Origin of the sequence: Ohtaekwangia sp., assembly GCF_036568665.1 — a bacterium.
GTDB lineage: Bacteria > Bacteroidota > Bacteroidia > Cytophagales > Cyclobacteriaceae > Ohtaekwangia.
The window spans coordinates 1-17,424 of record NZ_DATCSD010000321.1 but is presented as its reverse complement, the minus strand read 5'-3'; the positions used below and the strand labels follow the sequence as shown (position 1 = coordinate 17,424).

Sequence of the window (17,424 nt, the reverse complement as noted above, 5' to 3'; positions counted from 1 at the left end):
ATTGTTCAGGTACACGAATGAGCACGGGCTCTCTTGTCTTGTTCCGATGTTTCGGTAACTTGTAGCCGCTTTGCCTAACCGGCAACATTCATGAAGAATCTGATTGTACTCAGCATAGTAACTTTGTTGTTTGCAGCATCGCTGCATGCACAGGATAACAATAAAGTAGTTACAGAAAGCGATAGCCTCATCGTTGAGAGCCAGGATACTGTACTGCTGAAATCGTACGCCACCCGGTATAATCCCCGTAAAGCATTGCTATATGCCGCCATTGTACCGGGTCTCGGCCAGATTTATAACAAGAAGTATTGGAAGCTGCCGCTGGTATATGGCGGTTTTGTTGGTATCGGTATGGCTATCAACTTTTATAACAATCTATACCGACAGTATAAAGCAGACTTGTTTTATAACCTGGAGAACGGATACGAAAATGATACCGACAGGCGACCCGGTGATAACTTCACCACGAAGAGTTATCGCGTGGCAGTTGATCGCTCCAAGCGCAGCCGCGACTTCTGGATCATTATGATGGGCGCTATGTATATACTCCAGATGGTTGATGCGCACGTGGATGCTCACCTGAAAGAATTTGATCTCAATCCACAGTTACGCGTAAGTATAGAACCCATGATGGATCAAAACTCTATGTTGGGCAAGCAAACAGGCTTCTCGCTGATCGTGCGTTTCTGATTTACGCATCATCTTTTCGTGTTCTCACTTTCAACTAAAAGTTTTCAATCGCTGATCAGCCTGGCTAAGAAGTTTTCAATTTATAGGGTAAGTGTCTTTGAAATTCGCAGACAAAATGCATTTTTACGGACAACTCATACTGTATGAATATCATTCTTCTAGGCTATGGCAAAATGGGCAAAATTATAGAACGTGTTGCGCAAGAGCGCGGACATACGATCTCTGCCCGTATTGACATGAATAATCAACATGAATTTGAAACAGCTCAGGGCGATGTTGCTATTGAATTTTCTCACCCCGATGCTGCTTTTGAAAATGTAAAGAAATGTATCCTCAAAAATATACCGGTGGTGTGTGGCACTACCGGCTGGCTGAAACAGAAACCTGAGATAGAAAAACTTTGTCAGGAGAAAAACGGGGCGTTCTTCTATGCCTCTAATTATAGCCTGGGAGTAAATATATTCTTCAAGGTAAATGAGTACCTCGCAAGACTCGCGGGTAATTTTTCAGAGTATGATGTATCGATGGATGAAATCCATCACTCCGAAAAAAAGGATGCTCCAAGCGGTACTGCCATTACCTTGGCTGAAGGTGTATTGAAATATGTAAAAGAAAAGAAGAGCTGGGTGAATGAAGACACCGGCAAAAAGGATGATCTGTTCATTCAATCATTCCGCATCGATCAGATACCCGGAACACATGTTGTGAAATATTCTTCGATGATCGATGACATCGAGATCAAACACATTGCCCATTCGCGCGAAGGCTTTGCCAAGGGTGCCGTAATGGTAGCCGAATGGCTGAAGGATAAAAAAGGTGTGCTTGGCATGGACGATTATCTGAAATTCTAAGCCTTTTCCAGCGACTAATCCTGAATCAATTATTTTCCCTTTATTTGCAGGCTTTAAATCCAGTTATACAACTATGAATTGGCAGTTTTGGAAGAAATCAAAGGAAAAAGAAGAAAAACCAAAATCAAAAGCGCGTGAGTGGTGGGATGCCGTACTCTTCGCTGTTGTAGCTGCCACGCTGATCCGCTGGCTTATCATGGAAGCCTATACCATCCCTACTCCTTCCATGGAAAACTCTTTGCTGGTAGGTGACTTTCTTTTCGTGAGCAAGTTTCATTACGGAACGCGTACTACTACAACGCCTCTGCAGATACCGCTTACACACCAGAAGATATGGTTCACCAACATTCCCTCCTACCTGGAGTGGATCAAGCTGCCACAATACAGATTGCCGGGCATCAGTAAAATAAAGCGCGAAGATGTTGTCGTCTTCAACGTGCCGCCTAAAGAATTGAACGAGGGTATCGATTACCCTGTAGATCTCAAAACAAACTATATCAAGCGATGTGTTGCTGTATCCGGAGATACGTTACAAGTAAAAGACCGGCAGGTATTTATCAACGGCAAGCCTCTGGCAAATCCGCCTCAGATGCAGTATAGCTATGTCATTAAATCAACACAGCAGATCAACGAACGCTTCATTGAGAAGTATAAGATCAGCGACTACAAAGTGATCAGTCGCGATAACAACAGCGTGGAGTACCAGATGTTTATCACGCCTGCTATTGCCGATGAATTTAAAAAGTTGCCCTTCATCAAAGATGTATCAATCAAAGTACAGGAAGATATGGGCACTTATGCTACCCGTACAAAGGATGTAGTAGAGTCGAACATCTTCCCGAACTATAAAGTATTTCCGTGGAATGGCGATTTCTATGGTCCGCTGGTAATACCGAAGGAAGGTATGACGATCAAGATCGATACACTTACACTGGCTACTTATGGTAAAACCATTCAGCTATACGATCACAATAAGGATGTAAAGATCGAGAATGGTAAACTATATATCGATGGTACTGAAGTAAAAGAGTATACTTTCAAACAGAACTATTACTTCATGATGGGAGACAACCGACACAATTCGCTCGACTCCCGTTATTGGGGTTTTGTTCCTGAAGATCACATCGTAGGGAAAGCATTCTTCATCTGGCTCTCGATAGACCGCAATGCCAGCTTCGTTCACAAGATCCGCTGGAACAGATTCTTCAAGTTGATCAAGTAGAATTCAAATTATAAAATTGGAAGATTAGAAGATTGAAGATTATAGTGTACAGCTATAATTTCAATCCTCTAATCTTCTTCTGATTTATAGGCATTTGTAATTTTTCAATCTTCCAATTTCTAATCTTCCAATCAGAAATTTCCCTCACCAATCAATCTCCTTCAATCCATGACTACGGAGATACTCGTTTGTTTTACTGAAATGCTTGTTACCGAAGAAGCCGCGATCTGCCGAGAATGGCGAAGGGTGTGCCGACATCAGCACGTGATGCTTCTTTCGATCGATCACCTCTCCTTTCTTCTGTGCATACGAGCCCCACAAAAGAAAAACAACATGTTCTTTTTCGTCAGATATAGTTTTGATAACGGCATCGGTAAAGGCTTCCCATCCTTTATTCTGATGCGAGCCTGGTGAAGAGCTTCGTACCGTTAGCGTAGCGTTAAGCAACAATACACCTTGCTCTGCCCATCGCGTAAGATCACCGGATTTTGGAATGGGTTTCCGTATATCGTTCTGAATTTCCTTGAAGATGTTTACCAACGAGGGGGGCATACGCACACCGTCATGCACCGAGAAGCATAATCCATTGGCCTGGCCAGCTCCATGGTAGGGGTCCTGACCAATGATCACGACTTTTACATCATTAAAATCACAGGCATCAAACGCTTTAAATATTTCTTTCCCGGGCGGGTATACAGTCTGCGTTTTGTACTCATTTTTCACAAATTCAATCAACTGGGTGAAATACGACTTCTCAAATTCACCCTCCAACCTCTTTTTCCAAGAGGGAGCAATTTTAACATCCATGCTTAAAACTAAAAGCCAGAAACGAATCCTCCAATTTCATGGCAAAAACACGATTTAATTTCATTGATTTTCAGTATTTTGAATCACTATTCACCGGAAGCACTTGGTAATTCCAAAAAATTGATATTTTTGAAGCGCATGGTAACGGAGATCACCAAAGGAATCAAAGTAAGCGTTGAGACGGAATATCAACCCGCATATTCCAGTCCCAGTCAGTACCATTACGTTTTTACGTATCGTATCACCATCGAGAACCAAAGCGAGTATACCATTCAATTGCTTCGCAGACATTGGTATATACATGATGCAGGCTTTAGTCCGCGCGAAGTGGAAGGCGAAGGCGTTGTAGGGCAGCAACCTGTTCTGGAACCAGGGCAGGCGCATCAATATGTTTCCGGATGTAACCTGAAGTCTGGTATTGGTAAAATGGTAGGTACCTATCTGATGGAACGCATTGTAGATGGCCTGAAGGTAGAGGTAAATATTCCGGAGTTTACCATGATTGCACCGTTGCGTCTGAACTAATATACTTCTCTAAAAAATTCAAGCACCATCTTAATCCCCGAATTGATCAAAGTCCCTGCGGATAAGTTTATTCGCTGGCACCGCTCAATACCACCATGCCAACCTTCTTTCAGCTAAAGACCTATCTTACTCACTGGCTCGATCAGGTTTCAGAACATTCGCTCCACTCTCCTTTCTTCTTCGACTTCTATAAGAATGTGCTTCATACCAATAATGAAGACAACGCTCGCTTCGCTCCTATCGAAGCCAAACGGGAAGCTTATCTACACAATGATGCAGCTCTAACGATTAACGATCTGGGTGCCGGCTCTGCTATATTAAAAACTTCTACACGCAAGATCAGCGATATAGCCAGAACCGGTCTTACACCGGCCAAATACTCGCGCCTGTATGCACGCATCATCGAGCATTTCAAGTGCCGTACAGTTATTGAGTTAGGAACTTCACTTGGTATCAATACCCTATATTTAGCCACCAAAAAAGATAGTCAAGTAATTTCATTTGAGGGTGCAGCTTCTATTGTACAAACCGCACGTGCTACATTTCAGAATGCAGGGGCTGCTAACATCAAACTGATAGAGGGTGATATCAACAATACGTTGCAGTCATTCCTGGGCAACACCAGTTCCATTGACTTTGCTTTTCTGGATGCCAATCATCGCTATGAGCCCACGATAAAGTATTTCAACATGATCGTGCAAAAACTACATGCCAATAGTGTAGTGGTGCTTGATGATATATACTATTCCCCTGAGATGGAGAAAGCATGGAAGCAGATACAGCATCACCCGCTGGTATATGGCAGCATTGATTTATACCGGTGCGGATTGCTGTTCTTTGATCCTTCGCTGAACAAACAACACGTTGTATTACAGTACTGATCGTTGAATTACCGGATTGGATAACCTATTTTTGCCGTACCCATTAAATTCACTATGAGCGAAACGACAAGCACACAACCGGTTCAACCGGCTCCTAAAAAATCACACAAGAGTACCATCATCATTGCTTTAATGGCCGTGATCATCATCGTTCAGGGCATCAAGATTTTTGTACTCGATCCGCGTGAAGAACAACGCCTGATTGATGAAAAGACCTCCACACAACAAGAGCTGGACGCTACTGTTCAGCGCATGATGGAGATCAAGTCGGAGCTTGATGCTAAAATTGCCGAAGTACAAAAACTCGGAGGTGATGTGTCGGATCTTCAAAAAGCAAAAACAGAAGTTGAAGCAGAGCTCAAGCGCCAGAAGCGCGCAACGGGCAAAGAGATCAAAGCACTGAAAGATCGTGTGGAAGGATACGAATTGCTGCTGAAGAATAAAGATGAAGAGATAGAAAAGCTCAAGAGTGTTAACAAGGAACTGCTGAGCGAGAACAGAAACCTGAAGTCGGAAAAGAACCAGCTTGGAGATTCCATTAGTCAACTGAGTCAGTCGAAAGAAGAACTCGCTACTAAAGTTGCTATAGCCTCTGAACTGAAAGCGGAGAATGTGAAGATCCTGGCCGTGAACGATCGTGGCAAGGAACGCGAATCACCATTCAAAAACCGTCAGGTAGGTAAACTGAAAATTGAATTTAACATTGCTGAGAACAACGTTGCTCCGATCGAAGGAAAGAAGATCATGATCCGGATCATAGACGAAAATGGTCAGGTGATCTTTGATGTAGCCCGCGGTTCAGGCACTTTTATCTATAACGGTAAGGAGGAGTTTTATACAGCTTCTCAGGAAATTCTGTTCGATAACACCAAGCAAAAGCTGACATACCTGTACGAAAAGGGATCGGATTATACCTCCGGCACCTATACGCTGGAGATCTACTGCGACACGTATAAGATGGGAAGTGGCCAGTTTGTGGTGAAATAAGGGCTGGAGCCTGAAGCATAAGGCAGAAAGCTCAAAGTTTAGTGGAGGCAATTGCTTTTACTTTAGACTTTGAGCTTTCTGCTTTTTTATCTACCTTTGCAGGCTCAAAATTAAAATTATCATGAAAAATTACGAGACGGTATTCATTCTAAATCCCGTTTTGTCTGAGGATCAGGCAAAGGATGCTGTCGATAAGTTCGTGAAGGTTTTGAAAAAAGCGAATGCTGATGTCGTAAACATCGAGCAGTGGGGCTTAAAGAAGATGGCTTATCCCATCAACAAAAAGTCTACAGGCTTTTACAACCTCATCGAATTCAAGGCTGAAGGGCCTGTTGTCGACACACTCGAAACCGAGTACAGACGAGACGAATCTATCATGCGCTTCTTAACCACAGCACTTGATAAGCATGCGATTGTTTATAACGAACGCAGACGCAAAGGTGAATTTAAAAACAAAGAGAACAGAAAACCTGTTGCTAAAAAAGCTGAGGAGGAGCGTGGAAGATGACATTAATGAACGAACCTATCAAGCGTGCAGAAGTTAAGCCTAAGTACTGCCGCTTTAAAAAGAACGGTATCAAGTATATCGATTACAAAGATCCTGACTTCCTCTTGAAATTTATCAACGAGCAAGGCAAGATTCTTCCTCGCCGTTTAACAGGAACCAGCCTGAAATTTCAGAAGAAAGTAGCACAAGCTGTAAAGCGTGCCCGCCACGTGGCGATCCTTCCGTATGCAGGTGATTCATTGAAGTAATCGTTGAACCTTTAAAGAACACGAACATGGAAGTGATTTTGAAACAGGACGTACAGGGCCTTGGCTATAAAAATGATATTGTGAAAGTAAAAGCAGGATACGGTAACAACTACCTGATTCCGAACGGCTTTGCACTGATCGCCAACGACTCTAACAAAAGACTTGTAAACGAGAACGTTCGCCAGGCTGCTCACAAAGCGGCTAAAGTAAAGCAGGATGCAGAAGCGCTTGCAGCTAAGATTGGCGAGTTTACAGTTGAGATCAAAACTAAAGCTGGTGAGTCTGGTAAAATCTTTGGTGCTGTTACAGCGCTTCAGATTGCCGATGCACTGAAAGCAAAAGGCTTTGATGTAGACCGTAAGAAAGTAATTCTGAAAGAAGCTCCTAAGCAACTTGGTAACTACACCGTAACGCTTGACCTCCACAAAGAAGTGAAGCATGAAGTGAAAGTAAGTGTTGTTGCTGAGTAATCTCAGATATAGCATTGAAAGTATAAAAAGGCCGCCGAAAGCGGCCTTTTTCTTTTAGCCGGATATGAAGTATATTCTTATCTGTTTATTATACCTCGGTTGTGCTATAGGCTGACTTTGCTCTTTTTCTACATTCGTTTGCGTAAATATTTATCCTTACTACCGTAAATAATTACTGGACGCCTTGGTATTTTAGTTTCAACTGAACCAAAAACCTATGGCATCATCGTCCCTTTTTCAGCATTATGATAACAGTACTTCGGTGTGGGACGAGATGTTTGCAGGCTCCTCCTCTATCCGCCCGCACTATCAGAATGTAGCCAACTTCCTGTTAGATATACCGGCTGACGAGCTCAACAAAAAAGAGGAACTGGCCAAGCGTCTCTTCATGAGCCAGGGTATAACTTTCACGGTATATTCCAGTGGCGAAGGCATTGAGAAGATCTTTCCTTTCGATATCATTCCGCGCATCATTACTTCTTCTGAGTGGGATTTTATTGAGCGAGGCATCAAGCAACGCCTGCGTGCGTTAAACCTCTTCTTACGCGATGTATACCACGAGCAATTTATTCTGAAAGATGGCGTTGTCCCCTTCAACCTGGTGTACTCCTGCCCCCATTACCTGCGCGAAATGCAGGGTGTAAATGTACCCTATGATATATATGTACACATTGCCGGTATAGACCTGATCCGCGATCATGACGGAACATTCTATGTGCTGGAAGACAACCTGCGCACACCATCAGGAGTATCGTATATGATCGAGAACCGCGAGATCACCAAACGTATCTTTCCCGATCTTATACCGCAGAACTATGTTCGCCCGGTAACGCATTACCCGAACATTCTCTATAAAAATCTGATGGCGCTTTCTCCGCGCAAGATCGCATCACCAAATATCGTATTACTCACTCCCGGTATATATAACTCGGCTTACTTTGAACACACCACGCTGGCGCGCCTCATGGGCGTAGAACTGGTGGAAGGTCGCGACCTCGTGGTAGAGAATCACCATGTATACATGAAGACTACTGCGGGCCTGCAGCAAGTGGATGTGATCTACCGGAGAGTGGATGATAATTTTCTTGATCCTCTGGTATTTGATCCAACCAGTATGCTGGGTGTTTCCGGTTTACTCTCTGCTTATCGAAAAGGCAATGTGGCAATCGTAAACTCCATTGGCAACGGTGTGGCTGACGATAAAGCGGTATATGTATATGTACCTGATATGATCCGCTATTACCTGAATGAGGAACCTCTCCTGAAGAATGTACCCACCTATCAACTGGGTAAACAGGAAGAGCGCGAACATGTACTCAGCAACATCTCCCGCATGGTAATTAAAAAGACCAATGAATCCGGAGGCTATGGTATGCTGATGGGTCATGCTGCTTCTGACCAGGAGATTCATGACTATAAAAAAGAAATATTAAAAGACCCAAGGCACTTTATCGCCCAACCAACGATAAGCCTGTCGGCTGCACCTTGCTATATAGATGGTAAAGTACAACCACGCAGAATTGATCTTCGCCCCTTCGCGCTCTGCGGCCCCAACGGAATAGAGATTGTTCCCGGAGGCCTCACCCGCGTAGCCCTCCGAGAAGGCTCTCTCGTAGTAAACTCATCTCAAGGCGGAGGCAGCAAAGATACCTGGGTGCTTTCACATTGATGTGTTGGCGTGTTGAAGTGCTCAGTTGTTGAAGTAAAACACCTGAGCACTTCAACACATTAGCACCTCAACACACTACTCACATAAACACACCAACACTTCAACACCTCAACACACAAGAAAATGCTTAGTCGCGTAGCGGATTCACTTTATTGGATGTCACGGTATATTGAGCGTACGGATAGTACGTTGCGTACCCTGATGATCAATCATCTTTCATCGCAGGATAATCTGGAAGAATTTACCTGGCGGCCTGTGCTGCGAATCTTTAGTTCACTGGAAGAACCGGAGATCACCAAGATAGAACGCAACGGGCGACAGGTTCTTCAGTATATGGTGTTAAGTCGCGACAACCCGAACTCGGTAGCCAGTCTTGTTATACAGGCGCGCGAAAATGCCCGGTCGGTGCAAGACAACATTACCAAAGAGCTCTGGCAATCGCTCAATGAATTTTATCACATTGTTCGTGATCAGCGATTGAAAAAATCTTTGCAATACGATGATCCTGTTACGGTGCTCGACTCACTGATAAAACAGTGCATGCTATACTATGGCGTTACCGATATAACCATGTTTCGCGGAGAAGGTATCTGCTTTATGAATCTTGGTAAATACCTGGAACGCGCTATTCAGTCGGCAGATATACTGGATATAAAATTCAACGATCTATCCTACGACCTGGATAAGACAACCGACACAACCTACTGGAAATATTTACTGATGTCGGTATCTGGTTATGCACTGTACCTGAAACGATATCGCTCCGGCTTTGAGGCACGAAATATAGTAGACCAGGTTTTGTTTAATATAGACTTTCCGCGATCTATACTCTACTCGGTGAACCAGCTTCACCGGTATTTCGGGCGACTGAAGAATGATCAGAACATGGAAGGCTATAATAAAGTAGATTTCCTTATTGGTAAACTTCGCAGCAAGCTTCAGTATTCTGATGTTGACAGCGTCTCCAAAATCGGACTGCATCATTATCTCACCGGGATCACCACAGATATATATGAGATTGGCAATACTTTGAACCAACACTATTTCGCATACAGCTAACCCTCCATCATCATGTCAAAATTCAAGATCAGACATATCACGCGGTATATATATGAAGACACTGTGCGCGACAGTGCCAACCAACTTATGCTCTACCCTATCCGCGATAATTTTCAGGATGTGCTGGAGCATACCATACAGGTAACATCGAACCCGATGATCCATATTCATACCGATTACTTTGGCAACCTGGTAGGTACATTTACCAACGCACATCCGCATCGTGAGCTGATCATTGATTCTCAACTGATGGTGCTCACCAAAACACGAAAGCTTCCCGAAGACAATGTACCAGCTGATGAACAATGGCTGGCATTGGAAGCATTGAAAAGTCAAATTGAATTTGTTGATTTCTCCCGTCAGGAAAATTTCAATGCATTGCCGGAGATACAAGCACTGGTAAATGAAGAGCTTTCAAAAAAATTATCGCCACTGCAGGCTGCCAAAAATCTGAGCGAGTATATTTATAAAACATTTGAATACAGAACCGGCATCACTACTGTAGAAACAACACCCGAAGAGATTTGGAAAATAAAATCAGGTGTATGCCAGGATTTTGCCCATATACTGTTGGTAATGCTCCGACTACTAAATATACCGGCCCGCTATGTAAGCGGGTATATATGTCCGAAGAAGAATGGCATGCGCGGTGAAGGTGCCACCCACGCCTGGGTTGAAGCCTATATACCACTCTACGGATGGCTCGGCCTTGACCCTACCAACAACTGTGTTGTAAATGAAACACACGTGCGCCTAGCAGTTGGTAAAAACTTCTCTGATTGCTCACCGGTAAAAGGAACGTATCGCGGCACTTCCAATCACACATTGGATGTAACCGTATCCGTAGCCTACGAGGATGGCGACTCTATAACACTGGAAAGCATTATAAAACCTGCCCCACCGGTAGTTACTTCCAACTATAAAAACTCTTTCAGAAGACACCAGGAAATGCAAATGCAGCAGTAATAGCTTGAAGCTTAAAGTATAAAGCAGAAAGTAAATGTCTTGTCTTAAGCTTTGTGCTTTATGCTCTGCTCCCGATAGCTATCGAAACGCAGGAAACAAAAGCGGGCTGCAAGTATATATACTCACAGCCCGCGCAAAAAACTTTACTACTGCCACTCGCACCCTACGCCCCGCCCAGAAGCCGGCAGCCAGGTGCTCAGAGCTATTTTAAAACTTGTGTCTTACAAATGCTTCCATCGCTTCGTACTCAGCGAGACCTAATTTGTTATAGGCTTCTGCTGTAGCATGGTTACGATCTTCGGCACGCATCCAGAACTCGCGTTTGTCGCTGCCCGGGAACATGGCGCTGTCTTTTTGTGACTGGTGTTTGAATACCGCTCTGCGCTTGCGCATCAGCTCTTCCGGACTCAGTGGCACTGCCATTTCAATCTGGTCTATATCCCACTCCTGCCATGCACCGCGGTATAGCCATACCCAGCAGTCTTTCATCCAATCTTTACTCTTCAGGCGGTTTACAGCTTCCAGTACTGCTGCCAGACATACGCGGTGTGTACCATGCGGATCGGATAAATCTCCCGCAGCATATATCTGATGTGGCTTGATCTTCTCGATCAGATCCATTGTGATCTTGATGTCGTCTTCTCCTAACGGTTTTTTCTTTACAGCACCGGTTTCATAGAACGGCATGTTGAGGAAGTGCATCTGCTCATCCGGTATGCCAACGTAACGGCCACCTGCTTTTGCTTCTCCTCTGCGGATCAATCCTTTGATCGCTAATACTTCCGGAGTATCATTTTGTCCCGGACCTTTCTGTTTGATCGACTGTACTACTTTCTTGTAGAACTTCTCGCCATCATCTTTACTCAATCCGAACTGATCGTTGAAGTCGCGTACGAAGTCAGCGAAGCGTATAGCGTCATCATCAAACACCGCTATATTTCCGGAAGTCTGGTACGCCACGTGTACTTCATGTCCCTGATCTACCAGGCGAATGAATGTACCACCCATGGAGATCACATCATCATCCGGGTGTGGCGAGAATATAATAACACGTTTCGGAAATGGATTAGCGCGCTCCGGACGATACGTATCATCTGCGTTGGGTTTACCACCCGGCCAACCGGTAATAGTGTGCTGCAGGTAATTGAACACTTTTATATTTACCTGGTACGCTGAACCAAACTCCGTAATGATATCGCCCATACCATGTTCCATATAGTCGTGGTTGGTAAGTTTCAATACAGGCTTACCGACTGTCTGGCACAACCATACTACGGCCTTACGAATTCGTGTTTCATTCCAATCGATGCTCTCCAGTACCCATGGTGTTTTGATACGCACGAGTTCAGAAGAAGCAGCATCATCCAATACCACTAAACAATTGTCGTGCTTCTGTAAGAACGAAGAAGGTATCTGATCGGTGATTGGTCCTTCCACCGCTTTCTTGATCACCTTTGCTTTACCTTCCCCCCACGCCATCATAATCACGCGCTTCGCTTTCAGGATCGAGCCAACGCCCATCGTGATCGCTTTGCGTGGCACATTCTCTTCACCAAAGAAATCGCTCGCAGCATCGATACGTGTTACCTGGTCGAGTGTAACGAGACGTGTAAATGATTTTTCAGTTGAACCGGGTTCGTTGAAACCGATGTGACCGGTGCGGCCTATACCGAGTATCTGTATATCTATACCACCAAGCTCATCAATCTTGCGCTCGTAGTCTTTACAAAAATCAGCAACCTTTTCTTTCGGCAACGTTCCATCCGGAATATGTATCTGGTTCTTTGGAATATCAATATGATTGAACAAGTGCTCATTCATAAAGCGTACATAGCTCTGCAGCGTATCGGGCTGCATCGGGTAGTATTCATCCAGGTTAAAGGTGTGAACGTGTTTAAAACTCAGACCTTCCTGCTTGTGCATCCGCACCAGCTCCGCATATACACGCGTAGGCGTTGAGCCGGTGGCCAGTCCGAGAACACAAGGCTTTCCTTCCAACTGGCGGTTTTTAATCAATGCGGCAATCTCTTTAGCCACAAACTCGGAAGCTTCTCCTGAGCCACCGAAGATTTTTACAGGGATTTTTTCTGAGGCAATAAGGTCGTTGTTCATATTTTTGATTGAATGATTAAAGTCTATTATGCACTAAAGTACTTTAAAACACGCGAAATTTTCAAGTGTTTGCGGTAACATAATTTATGAATCCTTTCAGAACCACTTTAAATGCAGGTGTGTCAACGCACACCATTTCCCTCTCCGACCGGATCATTACCCTCGGATCGTGCTTTGCCGATGCCATCGGCTCACGTATGGTATATTCCAAAATGCAGGCACTGGCCAATCCTTTTGGTGTGCTTTACAATCCTGTATCGATGCACCGCGCGCTTCGCTATAGCATTTTTAATGAAACGGTTGCCGACCATACATTTCTAACCCATCACGATGTTTTTCTAAGTTACGATTTTCACTCCGAGATATCGGCCCTGCAAAAAACAGATTTACAACACCGGCTTACCAATACCATTGGCGCAACGCATCACTTCTTAAAAGATGCACAGTGGATTCTGCTGACCTATGGTACAGCCTGGGTATATGAACGAATGGATACCGGTGAGATAGTAGCTAACTGCCATAAACAACCCGCAGCTCAATTCCGGAAAACACTTTTATCGCACGATCTGATTGTTGAGTCCTTTCAGGATATATATAATGAAATAAAGGCATTCAACCCGGCTATACGCATTATCTTAACCGTGAGCCCCGTGCGACATCTGAAAGATACACTGGAGCTGAACAGTGTAAGTAAAAGTATACTTCGTGTTGCCTGCCATACTTTGCAGGAAAGTTACCTGGATGTAGTATACTTTCCGGCATACGAGATACAACTGGATGATCTGCGCGATTATCGCTTCTATAAAAGTGATATGCTCCACCCGACCGAACAAGCCGAAGAGTATATCTGGGAACAATTTGCCACACGATATTTCGATGCTCCGCTAAAAGATTTTATAGAACGCTGGAGAAACATTCAGCAGGCGTTGCATCATAAACCGTTTCATCCGACCTCATCGGCACATCAGAATTTTTTAAAAGATACTCTCCGAAGACTGGAAGAACTAAAACCCCTGGTAAATGTTGATGAAGAGATAGCTGCATTACAGCGACAACTGAACGCAACGTCATAATCGCTTTACAGAAAGGAGGCGGTATATACCGGGTATGATTATTGGCATAGTAACCGATATACTTTATTTAACGATAACAATTTTCAATTCATGAGTAACCGACTGATCCATTCCACTTCTCCCTATTTATTACAACACGCGCACAACCCGGTAGACTGGTTTGAATGGGGAAAGGAAGCGCTGGAGAAAGCGCACAAGGAAGATAAACCTATTCTTGTAAGCATCGGTTATTCATCATGCCACTGGTGTCATGTAATGGAACGTGAATCGTTCGAGAATCAGGATATCGCGAGCGTGATGAACGAACACTTTGTGTGTATAAAAGTAGATCGCGAAGAGCGCCCCGACATCGACCAGATATATATGGATGCCGTGCAGGCCATGGGTGTCAATGGCGGATGGCCCCTCAATGTATTTCTTACACCCGGGCAAAAACCTTTCTTTGGTGGCACATACTTTTCTCCGGCTGCATGGGTACAGATACTGACCAATATCAACCGCGCTTTCATTGGCAACCGAAAAGAAATCGAGAGCACAGCCGAAGAGCTCCGCGTGCATTTACTTCGCTCGGACGTTGAGCGCTTCCGCCAAAATTATACCGACACCAATCTTCTTCAAGATATAGAAGGTATATATCAAAAACTCGCAGCAAGGTTTGATACGCATTGGGGAGGGATGGATCGCGCCCCTAAATTTATTATGCCTTCGGTATGGCAATGGCTGCTGCGGTATTACTATATATCGCACGATGAAAAAGCATTGGAGCAGGTTCTTCTCACTTTGCGTAAAGTAGGTATGGGAGGTATATATGACCAGATAGGCGGAGGCTTTGCGCGCTACTCCGTAGATGGCGAATGGTTTGCCCCGCACTTTGAAAAGATGCTATACGATAATGCACAATTGCTGAGTCTTTATTCCGAAGCATATTCCATTACGGGCGATGAAGAATTCAAGACCATCGTATACGAAACATTTACCTGGCTGCAACGCGAAATGACAAGTGCTGCCGGTGGATTTTACTCTGCATTGGATGCCGACAGCGAAGGTGTGGAGGGTAAATATTACTGCTGGACCAGTGATGAACTCAAAACATTACTGAAAGAGAATGCAACCCTCATAGCTTCTTACTATAGCGTAGCACCCCACGGCAATTGGGAACATGGCAACAACATTCTTACGCGGCTTAAAACCGATGATGAGTTCTTTGCCAAAGAAAAAGTCGATGCTGCCCAATGGAAAAATATACTCCAACAAAGTAAAGATATACTCCTCCGCGAACGCGAGAAACGAATAAAGCCCGGTCTTGACGATAAGATCATTACCGCCTGGAACGCCATGATGATTGTTGGACTGACCGATGCCTACCGCGCATTTGCTGATAAACAATTTCTGAATGCTGCGGTAAAGAACATGCAGTTCCTCGAGAATGAACTGATGGAAGGCACCAAACTATACCGCTCCTTTAAAGGACATCGCTCAACAGTAGAAGGTTTCCTCGATGACTATGCGTATGTGATACAAGCCTATAGCAGACTATATGAAGTAACCTTCAACGAGTACTGGATCAACCGGGCTGCTATGTTGCTGGAGTTTACACTTGAAAAATTCTTTGATCCGGCAGAAGGATATTTCTTTTATACCGGGCATGATGCCGAAGGACTCATCGCACGCAAAAAAGAAATCTTTGATAATGTTATACCATCGTCTAACGCCATCATGGCGCATAACTTGTTGCAGCTCGGTATTACACTCGATCGTGACGATTGGAAAGAACGTGCAAACGCGATGACTACTTCATTCAGTCACCTGGTAAAAGGCGAACCGAACTATATGTCGTATTGGGCCATCGTATATACCGCTATAAAAAAAGGCATGGCCGAAGTAGCGATTGTTGGCAACGAGCACCAGGCTCTTCGAAAAGATATACAGCAGCACTTCTACCCGTTCGCGCTATATTTTGGAACAAAGGAGAGCAGCACGTTACCCCTGCTGGCCGACAAGACCGCCAACGGTAAGTCTACTGTTTATGTATGCCGGAATAAGACTTGCCAGTTGCCGGTGCATACTGCGGAGGAAGCGGGTGAGCAGATTGAGAAGCTAAAAGCGTAAAGTGGAAAGCTGAAAGTGTGTGAGTGTGGGTCTGTTTGTTTCGCGCATCCTGATAGCTATCGGGAGCGGAATAAGTACTAGCAGAAAGCTGAAGGCCGGTGTGCACCTCTTACTTTCAGCTTTAGGCTTTTAGCTTTTATCTTCATCAAATGGAGACAATTGACTATCTTAGACAACCATGCTCCCCCACCTCAAGAAAAAATATATTTCGGGAATTGTAATTGCCTGTGCCGGGTTATTACTGGCAGTGGCTGGGTATGGGCAGCAACCCACGGGATTTTACTTTACGGTGGAGTGTACGAAATATACTTCCAAGCCGCGCATAGTAACATTGTCGGATAAGAAGATGCAGGTTTGTATTACCGATCAGCCCGTAGTAACAATCGATGGCTTTGAGGTGGTGAGCGAATTAATGGAGATACAGGAAAAGAACTTTGCCTTTTTTGATGTAACACTTACCGACAAAGCATTCCAGACGCTTAAAAAACTCAGTGCTACATTTTCGCTCAAGAACCTGGTATTTATTATCGACAATGAAGTAGTATTTCTTTTTGAGATGGAAGCTTCCAATCCAACGCGCGTGTTTCGCATTACCGGCACCTATCATTCCAGAGATGTGCAGCGTATCTACGAAAAACTCAGAACGTTCACAGCATCAAAGGAATAGATCGTTGTTTATATCCGATTATTATTGCCGGAAAAAATTAGCTTTTTTTGAGGAGTGGAAATTTTTGATCAGCCTTACACCATCGATACATTCTTTGCAGAGCTGCTGTTGCCAGTACCTATTCCCAAGCTCTTTACCTACCGGGTTCCGCATGTGCTCAACGAACGCGTAGCGGCCGGGCAACGGGTTATCGTACAATTTGGCGATCGTAAAATTGTTACCGGTATCATTCTCTCACTTCACAAACAGGCTCCTAAAGAGTATGAAGCGAAATATATACTGGAGCTGCTGGATGATTTCCCTTCGCTCAACGATCTGCAGCTAAAGTTATTCCAATGGATTGCCGAGTATTACCTCTGCACCATGGGCGAAGTATTGAATGCAGCTTTACCCTCCGGATTAAAATTATCCAGCGAGTCGATGGTGCAGTTGCATCCGGCTTTTAATCTCGAAGAATCAGAACAGGCTTTTTCCGAAAAGGAAATTATACTCCTCAAGCGATTGCAACACGAGTCGCTCACTTATTCTGACATTGCCAAGCTCTTGGGAACGAAACATCTGTACTCGATCCTGAAATCGC

Annotated in this window: 17 protein-coding genes and 1 pseudogene; 16 read left to right on the top strand and 2 right to left on the bottom strand. The window is 44.3% G+C overall.

All coding sequences use genetic code 11. The annotated features are described in order from the left end of the window. Positions 1-90: 90 nt before the first annotated feature. The 3 genes from VIN08_RS17935 (at position 91) to lepB (ending at position 2,763) form a co-directional block, all read left to right on the top strand. Positions 91-690, top strand: coding sequence for a DUF5683 domain-containing protein (locus VIN08_RS17935; protein ID WP_331967818.1), 600 nt, complete (start codon positions 91-93; stop codon positions 688-690). 143 nt (positions 691-833) lie between these two features. Continuing rightward, positions 834-1,541, top strand: a complete 708-nt coding sequence (gene dapB, locus VIN08_RS17930; protein WP_331967817.1) for a 4-hydroxy-tetrahydrodipicolinate reductase — start codon at positions 834-836, stop codon at positions 1,539-1,541. A 73-nt stretch (positions 1,542-1,614) separates the two neighbouring features. After that, on the top strand, positions 1,615-2,763 hold the full coding sequence (gene lepB / locus VIN08_RS17925; protein WP_331967816.1) for a signal peptidase I: 1,149 nt from the start codon (positions 1,615-1,617) through the stop codon (positions 2,761-2,763). A 144-nt stretch (positions 2,764-2,907) separates the two neighbouring features. On the opposite strand, the gene ung is transcribed toward lepB, so the two are convergent. Beyond that, the gene (gene ung / locus VIN08_RS17920; RefSeq protein ID WP_331967813.1) at positions 2,908-3,570 is read right to left on the bottom strand and encodes a uracil-DNA glycosylase; all 663 of its coding nucleotides are present in this window, start codon (positions 3,568-3,570) and stop codon (positions 2,908-2,910) included. Positions 3,571-3,708: 138 nt separating this feature from the next. Between ung and apaG the strand changes: the two genes are divergently transcribed. The 9 genes from apaG to VIN08_RS17875 all read left to right on the top strand — a co-directional run bounded on the left by apaG (position 3,709) and on the right by VIN08_RS17875 (position 10,883). Next, complete coding sequence (gene apaG / locus VIN08_RS17915) at positions 3,709-4,095, top strand: Co2+/Mg2+ efflux protein ApaG (RefSeq protein ID WP_331967834.1); 387 nt, start codon at positions 3,709-3,711, stop codon at positions 4,093-4,095. Positions 4,096-4,190: 95 nt separating this feature from the next. After that, positions 4,191-4,976: a class I SAM-dependent methyltransferase gene (locus VIN08_RS17910; protein WP_331967810.1), complete on the top strand. Its 786-nt coding sequence runs from the start codon at positions 4,191-4,193 to the stop codon at positions 4,974-4,976. A gap of 54 nt (positions 4,977-5,030) precedes the next feature. After that, the gene (locus VIN08_RS17905; RefSeq protein WP_331967808.1) at positions 5,031-5,963 is read left to right on the top strand and encodes a chromosome segregation protein SMC; all 933 of its coding nucleotides are present in this window, start codon (positions 5,031-5,033) and stop codon (positions 5,961-5,963) included. A gap of 115 nt (positions 5,964-6,078) precedes the next feature. After that, entirely contained in the window at positions 6,079-6,471 is a 393-nt protein-coding gene (gene rpsF, locus VIN08_RS17900; RefSeq protein ID WP_331967832.1) for a 30S ribosomal protein S6, read from the top strand. Next, positions 6,468-6,719, top strand: coding sequence for a 30S ribosomal protein S18 (gene rpsR, locus VIN08_RS17895; RefSeq protein ID WP_331967806.1), 252 nt, complete (start codon positions 6,468-6,470; stop codon positions 6,717-6,719). Before rpsF ends, rpsR begins: the two co-directional genes overlap by 4 nt. A gap of 26 nt (positions 6,720-6,745) precedes the next feature. Then, complete coding sequence (rplI, locus tag VIN08_RS17890; protein WP_331967803.1) at positions 6,746-7,189, top strand: 50S ribosomal protein L9; 444 nt, start codon at positions 6,746-6,748, stop codon at positions 7,187-7,189. Positions 7,190-7,406: 217 nt separating this feature from the next. Continuing rightward, positions 7,407-8,858 (top strand): circularly permuted type 2 ATP-grasp protein, encoded by a 1,452-nt coding sequence (locus VIN08_RS17885; protein WP_331967801.1) that lies wholly within the window; start codon positions 7,407-7,409, stop codon positions 8,856-8,858. Positions 8,859-8,981: 123 nt separating this feature from the next. Then, the gene (locus VIN08_RS17880; RefSeq protein WP_331967799.1) at positions 8,982-9,917 is read left to right on the top strand and encodes an alpha-E domain-containing protein; all 936 of its coding nucleotides are present in this window, start codon (positions 8,982-8,984) and stop codon (positions 9,915-9,917) included. Positions 9,918-9,929: 12 nt separating this feature from the next. Beyond that, positions 9,930-10,883 carry a transglutaminase family protein gene (locus tag VIN08_RS17875; protein WP_331967797.1) on the top strand — a complete coding sequence of 318 codons (954 nt, stop codon included), beginning with the start codon at positions 9,930-9,932 and terminating at the stop codon, positions 10,881-10,883. A gap of 207 nt (positions 10,884-11,090) precedes the next feature. Here the strand turns inward: VIN08_RS17875 and nagB are convergent, their stop codons facing one another. Continuing rightward, entirely contained in the window at positions 11,091-12,995 is a 1,905-nt protein-coding gene (nagB, locus tag VIN08_RS17870) for a glucosamine-6-phosphate deaminase (RefSeq protein ID WP_331967795.1), read from the bottom strand. Between the two features lie 86 nt (positions 12,996-13,081). On the opposite strand from nagB, the gene VIN08_RS17865 reads away from it, so the two are divergent. From VIN08_RS17865 to VIN08_RS17850, 4 genes and pseudogenes are all read left to right on the top strand, one after another. Beyond that, complete coding sequence (locus VIN08_RS17865) at positions 13,082-14,068, top strand: GSCFA domain-containing protein (RefSeq protein ID WP_331967791.1); 987 nt, start codon at positions 13,082-13,084, stop codon at positions 14,066-14,068. Positions 14,069-14,158: 90 nt separating this feature from the next. Continuing rightward, positions 14,159-16,177, top strand: coding sequence for a thioredoxin domain-containing protein (locus VIN08_RS17860; RefSeq protein WP_331967787.1), 2,019 nt, complete (start codon positions 14,159-14,161; stop codon positions 16,175-16,177). A 178-nt stretch (positions 16,178-16,355) separates the two neighbouring features. Further along, positions 16,356-16,844, top strand: coding sequence for a hypothetical protein (locus VIN08_RS17855; protein WP_331967783.1), 489 nt, complete (start codon positions 16,356-16,358; stop codon positions 16,842-16,844). A gap of 54 nt (positions 16,845-16,898) precedes the next feature. After that, positions 16,899-17,424: pseudogene (locus tag VIN08_RS17850) on the top strand (primosomal protein N'); the annotation flags it as partial.

Excerpts from the sequence above, each read along its gene's own strand:
- VIN08_RS17935 (WP_331967818.1), top strand. The coding sequence starts at position 91 with ATGAAGAATCTGATTGTACTCAGCATAGTAACTTTGTTGTTTGCAGCA.
- dapB (WP_331967817.1), top strand. The coding sequence starts at position 834 with ATGAATATCATTCTTCTAGGCTATGGCAAAATGGGCAAAATTATAGAA.
- lepB (WP_331967816.1), top strand. The coding sequence starts at position 1,615 with ATGAATTGGCAGTTTTGGAAGAAATCAAAGGAAAAAGAAGAAAAACCA.
- ung (WP_331967813.1), bottom strand. The coding sequence starts at position 3,570 with ATGGATGTTAAAATTGCTCCCTCTTGGAAAAAGAGGTTGGAGGGTGAA.
- apaG (WP_331967834.1), top strand. The coding sequence starts at position 3,709 with ATGGTAACGGAGATCACCAAAGGAATCAAAGTAAGCGTTGAGACGGAA.
- VIN08_RS17910 (WP_331967810.1), top strand. The coding sequence starts at position 4,191 with ATGCCAACCTTCTTTCAGCTAAAGACCTATCTTACTCACTGGCTCGAT.
- VIN08_RS17905 (WP_331967808.1), top strand. The coding sequence starts at position 5,031 with ATGAGCGAAACGACAAGCACACAACCGGTTCAACCGGCTCCTAAAAAA.
- rpsR (WP_331967806.1), top strand. The coding sequence starts at position 6,468 with ATGACATTAATGAACGAACCTATCAAGCGTGCAGAAGTTAAGCCTAAG.
- rplI (WP_331967803.1), top strand. The coding sequence starts at position 6,746 with ATGGAAGTGATTTTGAAACAGGACGTACAGGGCCTTGGCTATAAAAAT.
- VIN08_RS17885 (WP_331967801.1), top strand. The coding sequence starts at position 7,407 with ATGGCATCATCGTCCCTTTTTCAGCATTATGATAACAGTACTTCGGTG.
- VIN08_RS17880 (WP_331967799.1), top strand. The coding sequence starts at position 8,982 with ATGCTTAGTCGCGTAGCGGATTCACTTTATTGGATGTCACGGTATATT.
- VIN08_RS17875 (WP_331967797.1), top strand. The coding sequence starts at position 9,930 with ATGTCAAAATTCAAGATCAGACATATCACGCGGTATATATATGAAGAC.
- nagB (WP_331967795.1), bottom strand. The coding sequence starts at position 12,995 with ATGAACAACGACCTTATTGCCTCAGAAAAAATCCCTGTAAAAATCTTC.
- VIN08_RS17865 (WP_331967791.1), top strand. The coding sequence starts at position 13,082 with ATGAATCCTTTCAGAACCACTTTAAATGCAGGTGTGTCAACGCACACC.
- VIN08_RS17860 (WP_331967787.1), top strand. The coding sequence starts at position 14,159 with ATGAGTAACCGACTGATCCATTCCACTTCTCCCTATTTATTACAACAC.
- VIN08_RS17855 (WP_331967783.1), top strand. The coding sequence starts at position 16,356 with ATGCTCCCCCACCTCAAGAAAAAATATATTTCGGGAATTGTAATTGCC.